Source organism: Enterococcus sp. DIV2467a (genome assembly GCF_050532945.1).
GTDB lineage: Bacteria > Bacillota > Bacilli > Lactobacillales > Enterococcaceae > Enterococcus > Enterococcus faecalis.
On the sequence record NZ_CP172896.1, the window covers coordinates 1406564 to 1429277 of the forward strand.

A 22714-nucleotide genomic window follows, 5' to 3' on the forward strand; every position below is an offset into this window, starting at 1 on the left:
CATGGAAAATGCCTATTCAAAAGCTGGTGTAAATGTTGAGGCGGGATACGAAGTAGTAGAACGAATTCAAAAGCATAGCCAAAAAACACAACGGACGGGGACGTTGGGCATGCTTGGTGGTTTTGGTGGTTGTTTTGATTTAAGTAGTTACAAGCTTAAAGAACCAGTTTTGGTATCAGGAACGGATGGCGTAGGCACAAAGTTACTCTTGGCAATTGAAGAACAGAAACACGAGACAATCGGAATTGATTGTGTAGCAATGTGTGTCAATGATGTCGTCGCACAAGGCGCCGAACCGTTATATTTTTTAGATTATTTAGCGTTAGGGACCGTTAATCCAGCTAAAGTTGAAGCAATTGTTGCGGGTGTTGCGGCTGGCTGTTGTGAGGCGAATGCAGCCTTAATTGGGGGCGAAACAGCTGAAATGCCTGATATGTATGAAGCAGATGCTTATGACGTGGCTGGTTTTGCCGTGGGTATTGCTGAGAAAAGTCAACTCTTGACTCCAAGTAACGTAAAAGAAGGCGATTTCTTGATTGGTCTTCCTTCAAGTGGTCTTCATTCTAATGGTTACTCTTTAGTAAGAAATGTTTTTTTTAAGAAACATTCGTTTAAAACAACGGACAAGCTTCCAGAATTGGCACCCAAAACGTTAGGGGAAGAATTATTAACACCAACAAAAATTTATGTGAAGGAATTATTGCCATTGTTAAAAGCAGGACTCGTGCATGGGGCTGCGCATATTACTGGTGGCGGGTTTTTAGAAAATCTACCAAGAATGTTTTCTTCCGCATTAGCTGCAGAGATTCAATTAAATAGTTGGCCAGTGCTACCAATTTTTAAATTGATTCAAAAATACGGTGAAATTCCACCTGAAGAAATGTATGAAATTTTCAATATGGGCTTAGGGATGATTTTAGCGGTGAGTCCAGAGCATGTTGAAAAAGTTCAGGAGCTTTTGCCAGAAGCTTTTGAAATTGGTCGTTTGGTACCTAGGAAAACGAAAGCCGTTATTTTTAAGGAAGCCTTATGAAGATAGCTGTTTTTGCATCTGGCAATGGTAGCAATTTTGAGGCGATTGCTGCAGCTTTTTCCCAGAAAAAAATCGCAGGGCAGTTGAGCTTAGTCTTTTGTGACCAGCCTGAAGCCTATGTATTGACCCGTGCCCAAAAACGCAAGATTCCCGTTGTTTGCTTTTCGCCATCTGATTTTCCATCTCGTGGGCAGTATGAAGAACAAGTATTGAAACATTTAAAAGAGCATCAGATCGATTTAATCGTGTTAGCTGGTTATTTGAGAATTATCGGCAAGACTTTACTGGAGGCTTATCCAAAGAGAATCGTCAATATTCATCCTTCTCTGTTACCTAGTTTTCCAGGTCTTCACGGAATTGAAGAGGCATTTCATTATGGAGTGAAAATAACAGGAATCACTATCCATTATGTTGACTCTGGGGTTGATACAGGACCGATTATTTTTCAAACAACAACCAAGATTGATACTGAAGATACATTGGACACATTAGCAGAGAAAATTCATGCTCTTGAGCACGAATGGTACCCAAAAATAATTTCACAAATTGTAAAGGAGACAATGAAATGACCAAAAGAGCATTGATTAGCGTTTCAGACAAAACAGGAGTGACAACATTTGCAGCAGGCTTAGTTGTAAATGGTTTTGAAATTATCTCCACTGGGGGTACAAGGAGTGTCTTAGAAGAAGCGGGGGTACCGACACTTGCTATTGACGACATCACTGGCTTTCCAGAAATGTTAGATGGCCGTGTCAAAACGTTACATCCGAATATCCATGGCGGACTTTTGGCAAAAAGGGGAAACCAAGCGCATCAAAAAGCACTGACTGAACAAGGCATTCAATTTATTGACCTTGTAGTAGTGAATCTTTATCCATTTAAAGAAACAATTTTAAAACCAGCGATCTCTGAAGCAGAAGCGATTGAAATGATTGATATTGGCGGTCCTAGCATGTTACGTTCAGCGGCAAAAAATTATCAAGACGTAACAGCAGTGGTTGATCCTAGTGATTATGAACAGGTATTAAGTGAAATTAGCAGCACTGGAACTAGCCAGTTAGCCACTAGAAAAAGATTAACAGCAAAAGTCTTTCGTCATACCGCTGCTTATGACGCGCTTATCGCTGACTATTTAACGACGCAAGTGGGTGAAACTGAACCAGAGAAACAGACGCTTACTTATGAACGTAAGCAAACATTGCGTTATGGCGAAAATAGCCATCAACAAGCCACCTTTTATCAATCCGTTGTACCTGTATCATTATCCATTGCTTCCGCTCGACAACTTCATGGCAAAGAACTGTCATATAACAATATTCGAGATGCTGATGCAGCACTCCGGATTGCTAGCGAGTTTACAGAACCTACGGTCGTCGCTGTTAAACATATGAACCCATGTGGAATTGGAACAGGAAAAACGATTTTGGCAGCCTATCGTCAGGCATTTGAAGCAGATCCAGTTTCAATTTTTGGTGGCATTGTTGTTTTGAATCGTCCAGTGGACCAAGCGACTGCGGCTGAAATGCATCAAATCTTTTTAGAGATAATTATTGCGCCTAGTTTTGAGGAAGAAGCTTTGGCACTGTTATCTCAGAAAAAGAATCTTCGTTTGTTAACGTTAGATTTTCATGCTCAAGAAAAAAAAGCGGTGGAATTAGTTTCTGTTATGGGTGGGTTATTAATTCAAGAACAAGATACAGTTGTTGAAAATGACCAAGCATGGCAAGTTGTTACAGAGCGCCAACCCACACCAGCTGAAAGAGACGCATTGAACTTTGCTTGGAAAGCAGTCAAGCATGTAAAATCAAACGCTATTGTTTTAGCCAATGAAAGCCAAACGGTGGGGATTGGCGCTGGTCAAATGAATCGAATTGGTTCAGTAAAAATTGCAGTTGATCAAGCCCAAGCAGCTGGAAAATTACAAGGGACCGTCTTAGCAAGTGATGCCTTTTTCCCCATGGCAGATAGCGTGGAATATGCTGCACAACATGGCATTCAAGCAATTATTCAGCCAGGCGGGAGCATTAAAGACCAAGCATCAATTGATCTAGCGAATCATTATGGTATTGCGATGATTTTTACTGGGACTCGTCATTTCAAACATTAATTTTTAAAGGAGAAACCGATGAATATATTAGTGATTGGGCGTGGTGGTCGTGAACATGCAATCGCCAAAAAATTACAGCAAGAAGACAAAGTCAAGACTGTTTATTGTGCACCAGGTAATCCTGGTATGAGTGGTGATAATATTCGGACTGTACCTATCGGTGAAGAGCAGCAAACGGAACTAATTCAATTTGCGAAGAATAATCAGATTGATTGGACATTCGTCGGACCGGAAACGCCATTAATTGAAGGAATTGTAGATGCCTTTCAAGCAGCGGGATTACTGATTTTTGGCCCGACAAAAGCAGCTGCAATAATTGAAGGTTCAAAAAGTTTTGCGAAAGATTTTATGCAAAAATACCAGATTCCAACGGCAGAATATCGGGTCTTTCGACGTTTGGCACCTGCCTTAGAATATATTGAACAGCAAGGAGTACCAATTGTTATTAAGGCAGATGGTTTGGCAGCTGGAAAAGGAGTAGTAGTTGCCGAAACAAAAGCAGCCGCAAAACGGGCGCTAGTTGCGATGATGGAGGACCAACAATTTGGAGCAAGCGGTCAAACGGTCGTAATCGAAGAATTTTTGCAAGGAGAAGAATTTTCCTTAATGGCTTTTGTTTCTAATGAGAAGGTATATCCGATGGTGATTGCTCAAGATCATAAGCGGATTTTCGATGGGGATGCTGGTCCGAATACAGGGGGGATGGGTGCTTACACACCAGTGCCTCAGATTCCAGAAGAAGCGGTTCAGCAAGCCATTAGCCAAGTCCTGAAACCGACTGCTAAAGGAATGGTGGCTGAAAAACGTCCGTTTCAAGGGATTTTATATGCTGGTTTAATCCAAACAGCAACTGGCCCCAAGGTTATTGAATTTAATGCTCGATTTGGGGATCCAGAAACACAAGTTGTGTTGGCGCGTTTAGAGAGTCCCCTTTCAGAAATAATTTCTTCATTGCTGGTGAAAGAGCAACCAACGATTGCATGGAATGAGTTAGCGAGTGTTGGTGTTGTTGTAGCTGCAGAAGGCTATCCTAATCAATACAAGACAAATCTACCATTGCCCGAAATGTCTGGTGAAACCATCTATTATGCAGGGGTAACTCGTTCAGAACAGGCTCTGGTTTCGGCTGGCGGACGAATCTTTTTAGCAGAAGCAACTGCTTCGACTCTTGAAGAAGCCCGCAAAAAAGTTTATCAAACATTGGATAATTACTCATTTCCTGGAATGTACTACCGAAAAGATATAGGTGTGAAAGGCTTGATTTAGGATTTTCAAAAACAGAGGCAAGGACATTTAATCGAATGTTTCCTTGTCTTTTTTTTATTGCAAATTCAGATAGGGAGGCATAAACTGAAAGTATATCCATCATTAAACTAGAGGAGAAAGCTAAGATAATGAGAGAGAAGCAGATTGAAAAAGTTAGTCAGGGGTTATTTATTGTTACAAGTGTCTTGGCAGTCAGTTTACTGTTATTAAGTGCGGTGGTTTATCCTGATTTACCAGCTCATGTGCCCATTCATGTGAATTTTTGGGGCGAGGGTAATTCGTTTGGCCCAAGATATAGTATATTTATGTGGCCAGCGGTCCTGTTTGGCTTGAGTATTTATCAACGAAGTTATCAATCAGTACAACCATACGGTGGATGGCTGAAGGTGTTCTTAATCATTGTTAATCTTGGCGCTTTGTTTAGTATTCTGCGTCTATTTATTCATTTGTTGGTTTGAAGGGGGCGAAAGGTGAGAAAATGAGAAAGCTAATTTTGGTTTTTGTGGGCTGTGTCATGGCCTTTTGTTTATGGCCTAATCAAGCGGCGGCTGTAGCTGGTGGCTATGGCGGTGGACGTGTAGAAAGTCCTAGCGGAGGTAATCCCTCGAATGGTTTTTCGCCAAGCGGTGATGGATCAAGAAGTTATGTTCATCATAACGAGACTGGGACCAGCAACACAACGCCACTGGAAGGCTTAATTTCAACAGTGTTTTTTGTTCTTTTTGGGGGCGCGATGATTTGGCAAAGACGCCGCAGAAATCAACCAGTCGATGAAGGTGCTTTTCAAGAAATGTGGGCAGCATTACCTGGAACATCAAAAGAAAAAAAGGCACTCTTAAAAGAAATACAACAAACGTTTTTAGAAATACAACAAGCGTGGGATCAAGAAAACTTGTCTGTAGTCAAAGATAACTATACAGAAAAACTTTATCAAAAACATTTTGCAGTATTACAAGCAAATCAACAAGCGGGCATCAGAAATCATGTAAAAAAAGTGAAAGTAGCGCCAGCTTCGAATTATCATCCTATTAGTGAAACCAGTTTTTCACTGATGCTTCATTTTTCTTGTATTGACTACGAGGAAGATACTCAAAGCGGTCGTGTTTTATCAGGATACAAGCATCAAAAACAATATTTTTCACAACTTTGGTATTTTGATTACAATCCATCCCTTGGAAAATGGCAAGCAGACTTCATTCAACCTAAAGGATAGTGCTAAAAAGCGCTTGGGGTTTAAATCCCAAGCGCTTTTTTTTTCTTCGATGCGTTTTACAAGCTGTATTTTTTTATTTAATACGTAAATCAGGATACCGCCGACTGTCATTGAAAGAAGTTCACCAAGTCCAACGGTCAACCATGTGTACCAAAAAGGTAACTGATAAAAGAACGTTAAAGGTCCGGCGACAGTGAACATGGACAAAGCAAAAAGAATGGCCGTCAGCATTAGTTTAATCAATAAATTTTGCTGATTTTTTGTCGCAAAATAGGCAATCCATAAGACTGCGCACGTCCCAGCGCTACCGATGACTATATCGATGATACCAAGAGGCGAAGCGGTGTTGGCAATCGCAACCCCTAACGTAATGGACCAGATATATCGCTTGTTAAAAACGCCTAAATAATTAAATAATTCGGCAAGACGAAGCTGTATCGGACCAAAACTAAGCGGAGCGAGAAGTACAGTGACAACGACATACAAAGCGGTAACCAGCGCCATTTTAGCCAAAGCCGTAGCTGACCACGTACTGGTTTGTGGATTTGATGAATGATTCATTTGAGATTCTCCTTTATAAAACAACGACGTGTTTTAGTGATAACCATAACCAAAGGAAGGGCAGTAAAGCCAACTGAAGTGTTATGGTGTGAGTTGCCTCACTGTGTTACATGTTACTGAAGAACAGACACTCTGTAAAGTCTTTTTATTTCATGGTCCAACCACCATCAATGGTCATAACTGTGCCATGGATATAATCAGCGTCATCACTAGCTAGAAATAATGAAAGTTTTGCTACCTCTTGTGGCTGTGCCCAACGGCCCGCAGGTGTTTCACTTGCTACCCAAGTAGCCATTTCACCTTCTCCTGCAAAATCAGCTGCGTTCATGGGTGTTTGGATGGCACCTGGCGCAATCGCATTTGCTCGAATGCCTAATTTGGCATAATCGTAGGAAAGTTGTTTTGTATACCCGATGATTGCGTGTTTAGAGGCAGTGTACGCTGCGCCGCCGCCCCCAGCTACTAAGCCAGCGATAGATGCCATGTTAACGATTACTCCTTTTTTTTGTTGGAGGAAATAAGGTAATAGAGCATTGGTCACTAAAAAGACACTTTTTAAATTGGTTGCTAAAATTTGATCCCATAAAGCTTCCGAAGTTTCTAGAGAAGGACGATAATCATCTAAAATACCTGCCGTATTTAATAAAATATCAATTTGGCCGTTGTCTTTCACAATTTGATTCATCGTGGCTTGCACAAATGAGGGAGAAGACACATCACCGACAAAATAAGTAAATGGCTTAGTAGAATCTGGATTAACCAGTGCGGCTGTCTGTTTTAACCCCGTTTCGTCTAGGTCGATGCCAATAACCTCAGCACCTTGCTCAGCAAAGGCAATTGCTTGTGCTTGGCCAATCCCTGAAGCTGCACCGGTTACAAGCACCCGTTTTGTTTCAAATTCTTTTGGCATAAGAAAAACTCCTTTAAACATTTAAAAATTAAGGTCTGGAAGAACGAGCAATCGCCGTAATCTGCCAGACCTTATGTGTGTAATTATGCTTCAACAATCACCCAATCTTCTGCTAAGACATCACAAGGTGTTGGTGAAAACATGCTGTAGCCTTCATCAGAAGTTTTGATTAAAAAATACGGGGTAACTTGTAAAAATTCACCTTCGGAGGTGCCAATTTCATCACGTAATTCAATAAAAAGTTCAAAACCGCTCCAGCCTTTACGTACGGTTTTTTTTCCTGCTTTAATCTGTGGCAATACTTCTTCAAATGTCATTTGCTTGTGCTCCTTTTTCGTTAAATGGTAGTTCGTGATAGCTTGTTGCGCCTTTTTCAATTGTCAACTGGCCGTTAAGTAGATCCGTCATTTCAGCTATAAATGTTTCTGTTGCTTGTTCATCTACTAAACAAATTAACTGAATAGACTCTGTGTAAATAGTTTCTTTAAGCGTGTAGGGACTATGTTCTAAAAAGGCTTGGGCTTTTCCTAATAAAGGATAAGCGATCGTAATCAATAGCTCTTGTTGCAATTTGCCAATGACTAAACCAATTTCATCTAAAGTGTGGGAAAGAGCATGACTATATGCTCGGATTAAACCACCAGTGCCTAATTTTATTCCGCCAAAATAACGAGTGACAACAGCCACTACGTTGATTAACTCTTTTTTCTTTAAGACTTCCAGCATTGGAACACCAGCAGTGCCACTAGGTTCGCCGTCATCGCTGCTCCGCTGAATGTCATTTTTTTCGCCGATCACAAAAGCACTACAATTATGATTGGCTTTCCAATGTTCTTTTTTTATTGCGGCGATAAAGGCTTTTGCTTCTTCTTCTGATGTTACGCGCTTTACAGAACAGATAAACCGCGATTTCTTGATTTCAATCTCGCTGAAACCATCTTGTTTGACTGTAATATAGCTTTCTAACATATGGGCATCCTTTTCTCTCGTAATAAAGTCAGTATAAAAAAGAATCAACTGAATAGCAACTTTTTCTCTCATCTTTTTTGTGAGATTTTTGGAAAAAAACGTTATAATAAGGTATGATAGAGAAAAGGGAGGCGCTGGAAAATGGTACATACACGACAGAAAAAATATGATACAATTACTCATTATTTGAAAACGAATGGCGGTTCCCAAGTTACCTTGACCTTTACCCAGTTTGATGAATTGTTATTCCCTCATTCTGGTTTACCAAAAACTGCTAAGACAGATGTCGATTGGTGGGCGAACGATTATAAGCATCCAGAAAAGGGCGCTTATGGTTGGTTGAATGCGAGTTACCAAGTAGTTCAAGTGAATTTGGAAAAAGAATATGTGGTATTTAATAAATTGCTGAAGTCAGCATGGTACGTTTAAACCAAGATTGTATCCGCTTTAAAAAACAAGAATGATTGACAAAAATTAACTTTACACTATAATATTTTTAATAGATAATGTTGAAAATTGAAAAAGGCAATGGTAAAAGGGGCTGTTAAAATGTCAAAAAAAACAATTATGTTAGTTTGCTCCGCAGGAATGAGTACTAGTTTACTTGTTACAAAAATGCAAAAAGCAGCATTTAATCAAGGCTTAGATGCCCATATATTTGCGGCTTCTGCATCGGAAGCAGAAACAAATTTAGAAAATAATCCAGTCGATGTGTTATTGTTAGGTCCACAAGTTCGTTATATGAAGAGTGATTTTGAAAAGCGTCTATCACCAAAAGGTATCCCAACAGATGTCATTAGCATGTCTGATTACGGCTTAATGAACGGGGAAAAAGTGCTGGAACAAGCCTTGGGTTTGTTAGCACAAGCAGATAAAAAAGAATGAAAAAACAAGTTGTTTTTTTCGAGAATTTTCGAAAAAGCAACTTGTCTTTTTTTTCGCAAAAAAGCTAGAGAAATGCGTATTTTATAATTGAGGTGGTTAACATGGAAGACTTGCATGGACGTAAAATAATTATTGAAGAAACAGAACGTTCAATACAGACAAAACTGGTTTATTTACCAACAATGTTAGAGCGTTCACCCCTAACAATTCAATGTCAGCGGTGCGGGGAAGTCGTATCCAAAAAAGAAAACAGACTGGCGACAAATGTATACTACTGTCATGCGTGCATTCAATTAGGCCGTGTGACTTCTTGTCAAAAATTTTGTCATTTACCAGAAAGGCCCAATAGCTCAAGAACTGTCTTTTTTGAGTGGTCTGGACAATTAACAAAAGGACAGCAAGCGATCTCAGTTGAACTTTGTGAGACAGCAAAAATAAGAGAGAATCGCTTAGTGTGGGCAGTTACAGGTGCAGGTAAAACAGAAATGTTATTTGCTGTTTTGCACCAAACCTTACAAGAAGGGGGGCGGATTGCGCTGGCTTCGCCGCGTGTCGATGTTTGCTTAGAACTGTTTCCCAGAATCCAAGCGGTTTTTCCTCATGAAGCAATTGCTTTACTTCATGGAAACAGTCAAGAACCGTATCGTTATACGAAACTAGTGATTTGCACCACCCATCAATTATTGAAATTCCATCAAGCATTTGATTTACTTATCGTTGATGAAGTCGACTCTTTTCCTTTTGTTAATAACGAGCATCTTTATTATGGAGTGCGTAACGCACGAAAAAAAAGAAGTAGTTTGGTGTACTTAACAGCAACGCCTACGAAAGAATTGCGGAAGCTTTTACAGCAAAAGAAATTAGCGGCCAGTATTTTGCCAGCAAGATATCATCGTAGGCCATTACCTGTGCCACGCCGATTTTGGGTTCAGTCGTGGCAACGTATTTTTAGCAAAAATATTAAAATCATTGCACATCATTTGAAACGTTTATTGGTGCGTAATTCAGTTTTACTATTTTGCCCAAGCATTTCATTAATTCACCAATTGCATACATTAATAGCTGAGCGATTTTCCGACAAAGAAGTTGTCGCCGTTTATGGTAGTGATGAGCTTCGCCTAGAAAAAGTTCAAGCAATGCGTCAGCAGAAAACGGATATTTTGATCACTACAACCATTTTAGAACGTGGTGTGACTTTTGATGCAGTCTCAGTTATTGTTTATGGTGCCAATCATCGAGTCTTCACTTCTTCAACACTTGTCCAAATTGCGGGCCGAGTCGATCGAAGACAAGAATTCAATTACGGCGAAGTTTTATTTTTACATGATGGGGAAACAAGAGACATGAAAGAGGCAATTCGGCAAATAAAGCAAATGAATCGCTTGGCTAGCAAACGAGGGATGTTAGATGGATTGTAAAAATTGCGCAAGCCCCATTCGTTTGGAGATAACATTAAAAATGCTCTTACGTTTTAAAAAATGGGCGAGGCCTTCACTTTGCCAGCACTGCCAAGCAAAGTTCCAGAAACTGCCAATGACAGGCACTTGTTTTGGCTGTAGTCGCGTCAGCCAAGAGCGCTATTGTTTTGATTGTCAAAGGTGGCAGCTGCTTTATCCAGAGTATTCTTTTCATAATGCAGCGTTGTTTCATTATGATGAAGGAATGCAAGAGTGGATGGAACGCTATAAATTTCAAGGAGACTATCGCTTAAGAATGTGTTTTAACGAGGAAATCAACTTTTACTTTCAGCAACAATCTGCGGACTATATTATTCCGGTGCCCTTATCCGAAAAACGAATGCAAGAACGAGGCTTCAACCAAGTAATTGGCTTACTAGAAGCGGCTGATGTTCCGTACAGCCCTTTTTTAATTAGAAAAGAGGAAAATGTTCCGCAATCTAAGAAAACTAGAAAGGAAAGGATGCGGTTGCAACAACCATTTGCCATCCAAAAAGAAAACCAAAAAAAATTAAAAAATTGTTCTGTTATTTTGGTGGATGACATCTATACCACTGGACGAACTCTTTTCCACGCAGCTGCTGTTATCAATGACTGTTATCCTAAAAGTTTGAATACGTTTACTCTCGCGCGGTAAAAAGAAAAGAATTCATAAATTTGATGACTATTTTGTTGGCAAAACCCAGATTATTCGATATAATGAAATTAAGAAGAAGGGAATTAAAGAGTGGTCCTTTAATCTTTTCTTTACTGGTAGATGAAAGGGGTAATTGTTATGTTTAGATATAATGTACGTGGAGAAAATATCGAGGTAACCGAAGCGATTCGAGACTATGTTGAGAAAAAAGTCGGTAAATTAGAAAGATATTTCAGCGATTCACCTGAAGCAACGGTTCACGTGAATTTGAAAGTGTACACTGAAAAAACAGCCAAAGTCGAGGTTACTATTCCTCTTCCTTATCTAGTTTTACGAGCTGAAGAAACGTCACCTGATTTATACGCAAGTATTGATTTGGTTGTCGATAAATTAGAACGACAAATTCGTAAATTTAAAACAAAAATCAACAGAAAATCTCGTGAAACAGGACGTAACAATACAAAAGCCGCTGTCTTCTTAGTTGGTGAAGAAACAGAAGAAACACCTTCAGAATTAGACATCGTTCGTACAAAACGTCTATCATTAAAACCGATGGACAGTGAAGAAGCTGTTTTACAAATGAACATGTTAGGACACAACTTTTTCATTTTTGAAGATGCTGAAACAAATGGAACAAGCATTGTTTACCGTCGTAAAGATGGCAAATATGGCTTGATTGAAACAGACTAAAGCTTAAAATAAGAGCTGAAATGCCTTCGTGCATTTCAGCTCTTTAAACATCTTTAAAGCACGGAGTAAAGAAAAAATAAAGAAATACATAAAATAACTTTAAAAGTTCCTCTTTTAAAGGAAAATGTCTGCAAAATAGAGAGAAATGGTTTTCTTTCTCGTCAAGTAATGATAAAATAAAACGGATAGATTGTGCTTCTTGTACAAAAAGGATACAAAAATAAAAAGAGGTAATTGAAAGGAACACAGATACCAATGGCAAATTTTTTGAAAAAAATGATCGAAAACGATAAAAAAGAATTAAGACGATTAGAAAAAATCGCCGATAAAATTGATGCACATGCAAGTGCAATGGAACAACTAAGCGATGAACAATTACGTGAAAAAACAGATGAATTTAAAGCCCGTTATCAAAAAGGGGAAACCTTAGACGAACTATTACCAGAAGCGTTTGCGGTTGTCCGTGAAGCTGCTAAACGTGTACTAGGTTTATTCCCATACCGTGTCCAATTAATGGGTGGGATTGTGCTTCATGACGGGAACATTCCTGAAATGAGAACAGGTGAAGGGAAAACCTTGACTGCCACAATGCCTGTATACTTGAATGCACTATCTGGCGAAGGAGTACACGTTGTTACAGTTAATGAATACTTAGCAACCCGTGACTCTAACGAAATGGGAGAATTATATAATTTCTTAGGCTTAAGCGTTGGCTTAAACATTAACTCTAAATCTTCTGATGAAAAACGTGAAGCGTATAACTGTGATATCACTTATAGTACAAATAACGAATTAGGATTTGACTATTTGCGTGATAACATGGTTGTTTATCGCAGCCAAATGGTTCAACGTCCATTAAACTATGCAATTGTCGATGAAGTGGATTCAATCTTAATTGATGAAGCAAGAACCCCATTAATTATTTCTGGACAAGCTGAAAAATCGACAGCACTCTATACGCGTGCCGATAATTTTGTCAAACGCTTAAAAGAAGACGAAGATTACAAAATTGATATTCAGTCTAAAACAATTGGTTTAACAGAAGCAGGGATTGAAAAAGCTGAACAAACTTTCGGATTGGATAACCTGTACGATATTGAAAATACAGCATTAACGCACCATTTAGATCAAGCGTTACGGGCAAACTATATCATGTTATTAGACATTGATTACGTGGTTCAAGACAATAAAGTCTTAATTGTTGACCAATTTACTGGTCGTATCATGGATGGTCGTCGTTATTCTGATGGCTTGCATCAAGCGATTGAAGCAAAAGAAGGCGTCGAAATTGAAGATGAAACAAAAACAATGGCGACGATTACGTTCCAAAACTACTTCCGGATGTACAAAAAACTAGCCGGGATGACTGGTACTGCTAAAACAGAAGAAGAAGAATTCCGTGAAATTTACAATATTCAAGTCATTCAAATTCCAACCAATCGTCCAATTATCCGTGACGATCGTCCAGATTTACTTTATCCAACCTTAGAAAGTAAATTTAATGCAGTGGTGGAAGATATTAAAGAACGTTACCACAAAGGACAACCAGTGTTGGTGGGGACTGTTGCGGTAGAAACGTCAGAATTACTTTCTGATAAATTAAACGCAGCTAAAATTCCTCATGAAGTATTAAATGCGAAAAATCACTTTAAAGAAGCCGAAATCATTATGAATGCCGGTCAAAAAGGCGCAGTTACAATTGCAACAAATATGGCTGGTCGTGGAACGGATATTAAACTTGGTTTAGGTGTACTTGAACTAGGTGGTCTAGCGGTTATCGGGACAGAACGTCATGAGTCACGTCGTATTGATAATCAGTTGCGTGGACGTGCAGGACGTCAAGGGGATCCAGGGGTTTCACAATTTTATTTATCTTTAGAAGATGACTTAATGAAACGCTTTGGTTCAGAACGAATTAAAACATTCTTAGAACGAATGAATGTGCAAGAAGAAGATGCAGTTATTCAAAGTAAAATGTTTACTCGCCAAGTAGAGTCTGCTCAAAAACGTGTGGAAGGAAATAACTATGACACACGTAAAAATGTCTTACAATACGATGACGTGATGCGCGAGCAACGTGAAGTTATTTATGCGCAACGACAAGAAGTAATTATGGAAGAAAATGACTTGTCTGATGTATTGATGGGCATGGTAAAACGGACGATTGGCCGAGTGGTGGATAGCCATACACAATTAGAAAAAGAAGAATGGAATTTAGATGGGATTGTCGATTTTGCAGCCTCAACACTTGTCCATGAAGATACGATTTCTAAAGAAGATTTAGAAAATAAATCAGCTGAAGAAATCAAAGACTACTTAGTGGCACGTGCGCAAGAAGTATTTGAAGAAAAATCTCAACAATTGAATGGCCAAGAACAATTGCTAGAATTTGAAAAAGTAGTCATCTTGCGTGTTGTCGATACTAAATGGACAGATCACATTGATGCAATGGATCAATTACGCCAATCTGTCGGCTTACGTGCGTACGGTCAAAACAACCCATTAGTAGAATATCAAACAGAAGGTTATTCTATGTATAACAATATGGTGGGTTCAATCGAATATGAAGTAACACGTTTATTCATGAAATCGGAAATTCGCCAAAATGTCCAACGTGAGCAAGTAGCTCAAGGACAAGCGGAACATCCAGAAACAGAACAAGATGCAGCTGCACAAAGCAACACAAGTGCGAAGCGTCAACCTGTGCGTGTAGATAAAAAAGTGGGCCGTAATGATTTATGCCCATGCGGAAGTGGCAAAAAATTCAAAAATTGTCATGGAAGAAACGCTTAATTAAAGAAAAAACGCAGGGTGGGGCAATTTGTCCCGCCTTTGCTCTTTTTACCATAAAGAGAAAGAAGGAATCATTTTGGAAAACCCAGAAATTCGTACATTATTAGACGAAATGACACAAAAAATTACTAGCTTCAGGAGGTCTCTTTGACTTAGACCAGTTAGAAGAAGACATTGCCGAGGCGGAAAATCGGATGGGAGAACCTGGTTTTTGGGACAACACAGAAACGGCTCAAAAGCTAATTAACGAAACCAATAGTTTGAAAGAAAAATATCAACAATTTCATCAGCTCTCTGAGGAACTTGACGAATTAACGGTGATGTTTGAATTACAACAAGAAGAATATGATGCAGAGATTCAAGAAGAATTGGAAGAAAGAATTCATCTCTTGCAAGAACGTTTAACAACGTATGAGCTATCCTTACTACTAAATGAGCCATATGATCATAATAACGCCCTAATTGAATTACACCCTGGTGCCGGTGGTACTGAATCACAAGATTGGGGAAGTATGCTTTTACGAATGTACACACGTTGGGCAGAAAGTCACGGTTTCCAAGTTGAAACGTTGGATTACCAAGCTGGAGATGAAGCAGGGATTAAAAGTGTCACCTTATTAATCAAAGGTTACAATGCTTATGGTTACCTAAAATCTGAAAAAGGTGTCCATCGTCTTGTGCGGATTTCGCCCTTTGATTCCGCCAAACGCCGTCATACTTCGTTTTGTTCAGTTGATGTAATGCCTGAATTAGACGATACAATAGAGATTGCGATCAATCCAGATGACTTAAAAATTGATACCTATCGAGCAAGTGGTGCCGGTGGTCAACATATTAATAAAACAGAATCGGCTGTTCGAATCACACATATTCCAACAGGCACCGTTGTCGCAAGCCAAGCACAGCGTTCTCAATTAAAAAACCGTGAGCAAGCAATGAGTATGTTAAAAGCCAAATTATATCAATTGGAAATGGAAAAGAAAGCCCAAGAAGCAGCAAGTTTACGTGGTGAACAAATGGAAATTGGTTGGGGCTCACAAATCCGTTCTTACGTGTTCCATCCGTATTCAATGGTCAAAGACCATCGGACAAATTACGAAACCGGCAATGTACAAGCTGTGATGGATGGAGACCTTGATGGTTTCATTGATGCCTACTTAAAACAGCGCTTAAGTTAAGCTCTTCATTAAATTGAAATAAAAATGTAACTTAATGCAAGAAGTTTGCAATATTGACATGTTATAATGAGTAGGATTGAAGAAAAAAGAGATGGAGAGAACGCCATGATTGAAATGAAAGATGTAATGAAGAAATATTCGAATGGTACAACAGCGATTCGGAATATTTCAGTAGAGATTGACCAAGGCGAGTTCGTCTATGTGGTTGGTCCCTCAGGTGCAGGGAAATCAACCTTTATTAGATTAATGTATCGTGAAGAAAAAGCAACAAAAGGTAATTTGACAGTTGCAGGTCATGATTTAATGAAAATAAAAAATAAAGAAGTTCCTTATTTACGTCGTGAAATCGGCATCGTTTTCCAAGACTATAAACTATTACCAAAGAAAACTGTGTATGAGAACGTGGCCTATGCGATGCAAGTTATCGGACGACGTCCTCGCGAAATCAAAAAACGCGTGATGGAAGTTTTAGATTTAGTCGGTCTAAAACATAAGGTACGTGTTTTTCCAAGCGAACTTTCTGGTGGGGAACAGCAACGGGTATCCATTGCACGAGCAATCGTAAATACACCGAAAGTTTTAATTGCCGATGAACCAACTGGGAACTTAGATCCAGAGAATTCATGGGAAATCATGAAATTGTTGGACCGGATTAACGCACAAGGAACAACAGTCGTGATGGCAACGCATAATAGTACAATTGTAAATACGATTCGTCACCGTGTTATTGCCATTGAAAATGGTCGCATTATCCGTGACCAAGTGGAAGGAGAATACGGTTACGATGATTAGAACATTCTTTTCTCATTTATTTGAAAGTATCAAAAGTTTAAAACGGAACGGTTGGATGACTGTTGCCTCAGCAAGTGCGGTTACAATTACATTAGTTTTAGTTGGTATTTTTATGGGCGTTATTTTTAATGCAACGAAACTTGCTGATGATGTCGAAAAAAACGTGACAGTGTCAGTTTTTGTCGATATTGGTACAAAACAAAATGAAATGAAAACATTAGAAAAACAACTTAAAGGATTAGACAATGTTGAAGATATTTCTTATTCAAACAAAGATCAACAATTGAAAAAAATCCAAGAACAAATGGGGGATGCCTGGAATCTTTTCGAAGGCGACAGTAACCCATTATACGATGTGTATTATGTTCGTGCGAAAACACCAGAAGACACGAAAGATATTGCGAAACAAGCAGCTAAATTCCCAAGTGTTTTTAAAGCCGATTACGGTGGTGTAAACTCAGACAAAATCTTTAAAATCGCTCAAACCGTTCGAACTTGGGGCTTAGCAGCTGCTGCATTACTTTTATTCGTTGCAGTGTTCTTAATTTCCAATACCATTCGGATTACGATTTTATCTCGTCAAAAAGAAATCCAAATTATGCGTCTTGTAGGAGCGAAAAACAGTTTCATTCGCTGGCCGTTCTTCTTAGAAGGCGCCTGGATTGGGTTGATTGGCGCAATCGTGCCAGTCATTATTATGACGTTAGGCTACCATCAAGTTTATAACATGTTCAACCCGCAGTTATTGCGTTCGAATTATTCATTAATTCGTCCAGAAGATTTTATCTGGAAAGTCAATCTATTAATGATTGCAACAGGAATGATTATTGGATCACTAGGTTCAGTTATTTCAATGCGTCGTTTCTTGAAAATTTAAACGAAAAAAAGCTCTCCATTTTGGAGAGCTTTTTTTGTTTTAGTTTTAAAATACTTGTTATTTAATTTAAGAGTTTTCTCAGTTGTACCAACAAATTGATAACTTATAATTTTCAAGTCCTACATATAATGGTAAAATAGAATAGATTGAAATTAATTGGAGGAATAATGAATCGATGAAAAAAAGATTGCTATTATTTATTGGTTTGGCAAGTATACTTACTTTGACAGGATGTGCAAAATGGATTGATCGTGGTGAATCCATCACAGCGGTAGGCTCATCAGCTTTACAACCATTAGTAGAGACAGCGAGTGAGGAATATCAAAGCCAAAATCCGGGAAGATTTATTAATGTCCAAGGTGGCGGAAGCGGAACAGGTCTGAGTCAAGTCCAATCTGGCGCGGTAGACATTGGTAATTCTGATTTATTTGCAGAAGAGAAAAAGGGCATCAAAGCGGAAGACCTAATTGATCATAAAGTTGCTGTCGTTGGGATTACACCAATCGTTAACAAAAATGTCGGTGTCAAAGATATCTCAATGGAAAATTTAAAGAAAATCTTTTTAGGTGAAGTAACAAACTGGAAAGAACTTGGCGGGAAAGACCAAAAAATTGTTATTTTGAACAGAGCGGCCGGTAGTGGTACGCGTGCGACTTTTGAAAAATGGGTCTTGGGAGATAAAACAGCCATTCGTGCGCAAGAACAAGATTCCAGCGGCATGGTTCGTTCCATTGTTTCTGATACACCAGGAGCGATTAGTTATACCGCATTTTCATATGTTACTGATGAAGTAGCTACGTTAAGTATTGATGGTGTTCAGCCAACAGATGAAAATGTAATGAACAATAAATGGATTATTTGGTCTTATGAACACATGTACACCCGTAAAAATCCAAGTGATTTAACCAAAGAGTTTTTAGACTTTATGTTGTCAGATGATATCCAAGAACGTGTAATTGGTCAATTAGGGTATATTCCTGTTTCGAAAATGGAAATTGAACGGGATTGGCAAGGAAATGTCATTAAATAATTCTCTTAACACAAAATTTACAAACTTAACATAAAATTTACATGTTATTAAAAACAAATTGATGTAAAAAAGGTACACTATTTTTATCTGCAAAAGTTGGATTGTTTGAGGAGGAAATATTCTTGGAAGATGTACAGAAAAAATTATTAACAAAATCGAAAAGAGCCAAGATGGAGCAACGAGGGAAATTTATTAGTTTCCTATGTATTGCCTTAATTGTAGCAGTGGTTGTTTCAATTTTCTATTTTGTTGCAAGTAAAGGACTTGCTACATTCTTTAAAGATAAGATTAACGTGTTTGATTTCTTATTTGGAACAAACTGGAACCCAAGTGATATCGGCGCAGACGGTAAACCCATGGTTGGGGCTTTACCAATGATTGCGGGTTCCTTTATTGTAACGTTTTTGTCAGCGATTGTTGCGACGCCATTTGCGATTGGAGCGGCTGTTTTTATGACAGAAATTTCACCAAAAAAAGGAGCGAAATTTTTACAACCAGTTATTGAATTACTTGTAGGGATTCCCTCTGTTGTTTATGGATTTATTGGTTTATCTGTCATTGTTCCTTTTGTCCGTTCAATCTTTGGCGGAACTGGCTTCGGTATTTTAGCTGGTACGTTTGTGCTATTTGTCATGATTTTACCAACGGTCACTACGATGACCGTAGATGCATTAAAAGCCGTGCCTAGACATTATCGTGAAGCGTCGTTGGCGCTTGGTGCTACGCGTTGGCAAACGATTTATAAAGTTGTCTTGCGGGCAGCTGTGCCTGGTATTTTAACTGCGGTTGTCTTTGGTATGGCTCGTGCGTTTGGTGAAGCCTTAGCAATCCAAATGGTAATCGGAAATGCAGCTGTGATGCCAACTAGTTTGACAACACCAGCTTCGACACTAACAAGTATTTTGACAATGGGGATTGGGAATACAATTATGGGAACAGTTGAAAACAACGTTCTTTGGTCTTTAGCCTTGATTCTATTGTTGATGTCTTTACTATTCAACATTGTTATCCGAATTATCGGTAAGAGAGGAGCCTTAAAATAATGAATGCAAAAAAAGCAGATAAAATCGCAACAGGTATCTTATATGCCGTATCTGGCGTCATTGTTTTAATTTTGGCGGCCTTACTGATTTACATTTTAGCTAGAGGAATTCCACATATTTCGTGGGAATTTTTAACACAACCATCCAGAGCCTATCAAGTTGGTGGTGGGATTGGTATTCAGCTGTTTAACTCACTATATTTACTATTGATTACAATGATTATTAGTATTCCAATTTCATTGGGTGCTGGAATTTACTTATCGGAATATGCGAAAAAGAATTGGTTAACTGATTTAATTCGTACCTCGATTGAAATTTTAAGTTCATTGCCTTCCGTTGTTGTCGGGCTGTTCGGCTTCTTGATTTTCGTTGTACAAATCGGATATGGCTTTTCAATCTTATCAGGTGCGTTAGCATTAACATTTTTTAACTTACCATTATTGACTAGAAATGTTGAGGAATCTTTGAAAGCTATTCATTATACACAGCGTGAAGCGGGGTTAGCCTTAGGTCTTTCACGTTGGGAAACAGTTAAAAAAGTTATTTTGCCAGAAGCGTTACCAGGAATTTTGACAGGTGTTATTTTGAGTTCTGGTCGGATTTTCGGTGAAGCCGCTGCGTTAATTTATACAGCAGGACAAAGCGCACCTGCCTTAGATTTCAGTAATTGGAATCCATTGAGCGTTTCAAGTCCAATTAGCATTTTCCGTCAAGCGGAAACGTTGGCTGTGCATATTTGGAAAATTAATACCGAAGGAACGATGCCAGATGGCGCTGCGGTCTCAGCAGGTGCCTCCGCTGTGTTAATTTTAGTAGTTTTACTTTTCAATTTCGGCGCTCGTTTTATCGGCAACCGTCTTTATAAGAGAATGACATCAGCTTAATGTTAGGGGAATTAGCATGAAAGAATACAATTTAAATGATACCCATTTACTTCAACTAGATAGCCAAAAAGACCCGATTGCGTTACACACGGAAGACTTACATGTCTTTTACGGGGACAATGAGGCTATCAAAGGTGTTGATTTGCAATTTGAAAAGAACAAAATAACCGCCTTAATTGGACCTTCTGGTTGCGGTAAATCCACGTATTTACGTTCGCTAAATCGTATGAACGATGGCATTGCCAATTCACGTGTTACTGGAAAAATCATGTATAAAGATGTCGATGTCAATACGAAAGAAGTTGACGTCTACGAAATGAGAAAACGCATTGGCATGGTTTTTCAGCGGCCCAATCCATTTAGTAAATCTATCTATGAAAATATCACATTCGCATTGAAACAGCATGGTGAAAAGGATAAGAAAAAATTAGATGAAATCGTTGAAACAAGTTTGAAGCAAGCCGCACTTTGGGATCAAGTGAAAGATAACTTAAACAAAAGCGCCTTAGCTCTGTCTGGTGGGCAACAACAACGTTTGTGTATCGCTCGGGCAATTGCGATGAAACCAGATATTCTGTTGTTAGATGAACCGGCAAGCGCGTTAGATCCGATTTCAACAGGAACGGTTGAAGAAACGTTAGTGAATTTAAAAGATGATTACACGATCATCATTGTGACACATAACATGCAACAAGCGGCGCGGATTAGTGACTATACAGCTTTCTTCTATATGGGTAAAGTCATTGAATACGACCATACAAGAAAAATCTTTACACGACCAAAAATTCAAGCAACGGAAGACTACGTTTCAGGACATTTTGGTTAGGAGGAGCAAGATGGGCAAAGAAATTATTTCATCAAAAGATTTACATTTATATTACGGGAAAAAAGAAGCATTGAAAGGCATTGATTTAACTTTTAATCAAGGAGAATTAACTGCCATGATTGGTCCTTCTGGTTGCGGGAAGTCAACGTATTTACGTTGCTTGAATCGTATGAATGATTTAATCCCAGACGTAACTATTACTGGAAGTGTCGTCTATAAAGGAAAAGATATTTATGGACCGAAAACAGATAACGTTGAATTACGTAAAGAAATTGGGATGGTTTTCCAACAACCTAATCCATTTCCATTTTCAGTTTATGAAAATGTGATTTATGGCTTGCGCCTAAAAGGAGTCAAAGACAAGCAAGTCTTAGATGAAGCAGTTGAAACCAGTTTGAAAGCTGCTGCCGTTTGGGAGGATGTCAAAGATAAACTTCACAAAAGTGCACTTTCACTTTCTGGTGGACAACAACAGCGGGTTTGTATCGCTCGTGTTTTAGCTGTGGAACCAGATATTATTTTATTAGATGAACCAACTAGCGCCTTGGACCCAGTTTCTAGTGGTAAAATTGAAAACATGCTGTTAACATTAAAAGAGAAATATACCATGATTATGGTGACACATAATATGTCACAAGCATCACGGATTTCTGATAAAACGGCCTTCTTTTTACAAGGTGATTTAATTGAATTTAATGACACGAAAAAAGTATTTTTAAATCCAAAAGAAAAACAAACAGAAGATTACATTTCTGGTAAATTTGGTTAAAAGGGGGAAAAAGAATGTTACGGACACAATTTGAAGAAGAACTATTGAATCTGCACAATCAATTTTATGAAATGGGTATGATGGTTAGTAGTGCCGTCCATAAATCCGTGAAGGCATATATTAATCATGATAAAAAATTAGCTCAAGAAGTGATTGATCGCGATATTGAAATCAATGATATGGAAGTCAAACTTGAGAAAAAGAGTTTTGAAATGATTGCGTTACAACAACCAGTGACAACAGACTTACGTATGATTATCACTGTTATGAAAGCTAGTTCGGATTTAGAAAGAATGGCGGACCATGCCGTTTCGATTGCTAAATCAACGATTCGCTTAAAAGGAGAAACACGTATTCCTGAAATCGAAAAAGAAATTTCAGATATGTCTGATTATGTGAAAAAAATGGTGGATAATGTTTTAATCGCCTATGTTAAAACGGATCAAAAAGATGCACGAATGATTGCACAAATGGATGATCGTACTAATGAATATTTCGATAGTATTTACAAACATGCCGTAGAAGCAATGAAAGCTAATCCAGAAACGGTCATTAGCGGAACTGATTATCTACATGTGGCACAATACTTGGAAAGAATTGGCGACTATGTCACAAATATTTGTGAGTGGATTGTTTACTTGGCAACTGGTAAAATTACCGAATTGAATAGTAATCGTGACGAACAATTTTAAGAAAAACAAATAAAAAAACTAGGAGACGGCCTTTTTTAGACCAATTCCTAGTTTTTTTAGCGTAAAATGAACTGATTTCATAAAACTAGTCCTTACTAATGA

24 protein-coding genes and 1 pseudogene are annotated in these 22714 nt (G+C 38.6%); 21 read left to right on the top strand and 4 right to left on the bottom strand.

Annotated features, from left to right (window positions below; translation table 11 throughout):
* The first annotated feature begins 1 nt into the window (after position 1).
* The 6 genes from purM to IGL80_RS06570 all read left to right on the top strand — a co-directional run bounded on the left by purM (position 2) and on the right by IGL80_RS06570 (position 5619).
* On the top strand, positions 2 to 1033 hold the full coding sequence (gene purM / locus IGL80_RS06545; protein ID WP_002360140.1) for a phosphoribosylformylglycinamidine cyclo-ligase: 1032 nt from the start codon (positions 2 to 4) through the stop codon (positions 1031 to 1033).
* Complete coding sequence (gene purN / locus IGL80_RS06550) at positions 1030 to 1602, top strand: phosphoribosylglycinamide formyltransferase (protein ID WP_002360141.1); 573 nt, start codon at positions 1030 to 1032, stop codon at positions 1600 to 1602. Before purM ends, purN begins: the two co-directional genes overlap by 4 nt.
* Entirely contained in the window at positions 1554 to 3140 is a 1587-nt protein-coding gene (gene purH / locus IGL80_RS06555; protein ID WP_002404280.1) for a bifunctional phosphoribosylaminoimidazolecarboxamide formyltransferase/IMP cyclohydrolase, read from the top strand. The genes purN and purH overlap by 49 nt, the downstream gene beginning before the upstream one ends.
* 18 nt (positions 3141 to 3158) lie before the next feature.
* Positions 3159 to 4406, top strand: a complete 1248-nt coding sequence (purD, locus tag IGL80_RS06560; protein WP_002360144.1) for a phosphoribosylamine--glycine ligase — start codon at positions 3159 to 3161, stop codon at positions 4404 to 4406.
* A gap of 128 nt (positions 4407 to 4534) precedes the next feature.
* Positions 4535 to 4864 carry a DUF1648 domain-containing protein gene (locus IGL80_RS06565; RefSeq protein WP_002360145.1) on the top strand — a complete coding sequence of 110 codons (330 nt, stop codon included), beginning with the start codon at positions 4535 to 4537 and terminating at the stop codon, positions 4862 to 4864.
* 20 nt (positions 4865 to 4884) lie between these two features.
* The gene (locus tag IGL80_RS06570) at positions 4885 to 5619 is read left to right on the top strand and encodes a TIM44-like domain-containing protein (protein WP_002360146.1); all 735 of its coding nucleotides are present in this window, start codon (positions 4885 to 4887) and stop codon (positions 5617 to 5619) included.
* Positions 5620 to 5661: 42 nt separating this feature from the next.
* On the opposite strand, the pseudogene IGL80_RS06575 reads toward IGL80_RS06570, so the two are convergent.
* The 4 genes and pseudogenes from IGL80_RS06575 to IGL80_RS06590 all read right to left on the bottom strand — a co-directional run.
* Positions 5662 to 6180 (bottom strand): annotated as a pseudogene (locus tag IGL80_RS06575) (QueT transporter family protein); the annotation flags it as partial.
* 145 nt (positions 6181 to 6325) lie between these two features.
* Positions 6326 to 7111 (bottom strand): 3-oxoacyl-ACP reductase, encoded by a 786-nt coding sequence (locus IGL80_RS06580; protein ID WP_002404283.1) that lies wholly within the window; start codon positions 7109 to 7111, stop codon positions 6326 to 6328.
* 62 nt (positions 7112 to 7173) lie between these two features.
* A complete protein-coding gene (locus IGL80_RS06585; protein WP_002360149.1) occupies positions 7174 to 7407 on the bottom strand; it encodes a DUF2829 domain-containing protein in 234 nt (77 codons plus the stop codon).
* Complete coding sequence (locus tag IGL80_RS06590) at positions 7397 to 8059, bottom strand: YigZ family protein (protein ID WP_002357285.1); 663 nt, start codon at positions 8057 to 8059, stop codon at positions 7397 to 7399. Before IGL80_RS06590 ends, IGL80_RS06585 begins: the two co-directional genes overlap by 11 nt.
* A 141-nt stretch (positions 8060 to 8200) precedes the next feature.
* On the opposite strand from IGL80_RS06590, the gene IGL80_RS06595 reads away from it, so the two are divergent.
* The 15 genes from IGL80_RS06595 to phoU all read left to right on the top strand — a co-directional run bounded on the left by IGL80_RS06595 (position 8201) and on the right by phoU (position 22612).
* Entirely contained in the window at positions 8201 to 8488 is a 288-nt protein-coding gene (locus IGL80_RS06595) for a DUF7662 domain-containing protein (RefSeq protein WP_002357286.1), read from the top strand.
* Between the two features lie 120 nt (positions 8489 to 8608).
* Positions 8609 to 8944: a PTS sugar transporter subunit IIB gene (locus IGL80_RS06600; RefSeq protein WP_002360150.1), complete on the top strand. Its 336-nt coding sequence runs from the start codon at positions 8609 to 8611 to the stop codon at positions 8942 to 8944.
* Positions 8945 to 9045: 101 nt separating this feature from the next.
* Positions 9046 to 10362 carry a DEAD/DEAH box helicase gene (locus IGL80_RS06605; RefSeq protein ID WP_002404284.1) on the top strand — a complete coding sequence of 439 codons (1317 nt, stop codon included), beginning with the start codon at positions 9046 to 9048 and terminating at the stop codon, positions 10360 to 10362.
* The gene (locus IGL80_RS06610) at positions 10352 to 11038 is read left to right on the top strand and encodes a ComF family protein (RefSeq protein ID WP_002360152.1); all 687 of its coding nucleotides are present in this window, start codon (positions 10352 to 10354) and stop codon (positions 11036 to 11038) included. The genes IGL80_RS06605 and IGL80_RS06610 overlap by 11 nt, the downstream gene beginning before the upstream one ends.
* Positions 11039 to 11176: 138 nt before the next feature.
* Positions 11177 to 11728: a ribosome hibernation-promoting factor, HPF/YfiA family gene (gene hpf, locus IGL80_RS06615; protein ID WP_002357293.1), complete on the top strand. Its 552-nt coding sequence runs from the start codon at positions 11177 to 11179 to the stop codon at positions 11726 to 11728.
* A gap of 255 nt (positions 11729 to 11983) precedes the next feature.
* Positions 11984 to 14521, top strand: coding sequence for a preprotein translocase subunit SecA (gene secA, locus IGL80_RS06620; RefSeq protein ID WP_002404285.1), 2538 nt, complete (start codon positions 11984 to 11986; stop codon positions 14519 to 14521).
* Between the two features lie 76 nt (positions 14522 to 14597).
* Positions 14598 to 15699 (top strand): peptide chain release factor 2 gene (prfB, locus tag IGL80_RS06625; RefSeq protein ID WP_111997025.1). Its coding sequence is split into 2 segments (ribosomal slippage): positions 14598 to 14669 and positions 14671 to 15699, totalling 1101 coding nucleotides; the frame shifts between segments, so codons are not numbered across the junction.
* A 105-nt stretch (positions 15700 to 15804) separates the two neighbouring features.
* The gene (gene ftsE / locus IGL80_RS06630; protein ID WP_002361935.1) at positions 15805 to 16491 is read left to right on the top strand and encodes a cell division ATP-binding protein FtsE; all 687 of its coding nucleotides are present in this window, start codon (positions 15805 to 15807) and stop codon (positions 16489 to 16491) included.
* Positions 16484 to 17368: a permease-like cell division protein FtsX gene (gene ftsX / locus IGL80_RS06635; protein ID WP_002360154.1), complete on the top strand. Its 885-nt coding sequence runs from the start codon at positions 16484 to 16486 to the stop codon at positions 17366 to 17368. The genes ftsE and ftsX overlap by 8 nt, the downstream gene beginning before the upstream one ends.
* A gap of 175 nt (positions 17369 to 17543) precedes the next feature.
* Complete coding sequence (locus tag IGL80_RS06640) at positions 17544 to 18398, top strand: phosphate ABC transporter substrate-binding protein PstS (RefSeq protein ID WP_002357298.1); 855 nt, start codon at positions 17544 to 17546, stop codon at positions 18396 to 18398.
* A gap of 122 nt (positions 18399 to 18520) precedes the next feature.
* On the top strand, positions 18521 to 19441 hold the full coding sequence (gene pstC / locus IGL80_RS06645; RefSeq protein ID WP_002357299.1) for a phosphate ABC transporter permease subunit PstC: 921 nt from the start codon (positions 18521 to 18523) through the stop codon (positions 19439 to 19441).
* Positions 19441 to 20325, top strand: a complete 885-nt coding sequence (pstA, locus tag IGL80_RS06650; protein WP_002357300.1) for a phosphate ABC transporter permease PstA — start codon at positions 19441 to 19443, stop codon at positions 20323 to 20325. Before pstC ends, pstA begins: the two co-directional genes overlap by 1 nt.
* Before the next feature lie 16 nt (positions 20326 to 20341).
* Positions 20342 to 21151: a phosphate ABC transporter ATP-binding protein PstB gene (gene pstB, locus IGL80_RS06655; protein WP_002357302.1), complete on the top strand. Its 810-nt coding sequence runs from the start codon at positions 20342 to 20344 to the stop codon at positions 21149 to 21151.
* A 10-nt stretch (positions 21152 to 21161) separates the two neighbouring features.
* Complete coding sequence (gene pstB, locus IGL80_RS06660) at positions 21162 to 21920, top strand: phosphate ABC transporter ATP-binding protein PstB (RefSeq protein ID WP_002357303.1); 759 nt, start codon at positions 21162 to 21164, stop codon at positions 21918 to 21920.
* A gap of 14 nt (positions 21921 to 21934) precedes the next feature.
* Positions 21935 to 22612, top strand: a complete 678-nt coding sequence (gene phoU / locus IGL80_RS06665; RefSeq protein WP_002357304.1) for a phosphate signaling complex protein PhoU — start codon at positions 21935 to 21937, stop codon at positions 22610 to 22612.
* Positions 22613 to 22714 lie beyond the last annotated feature (102 nt).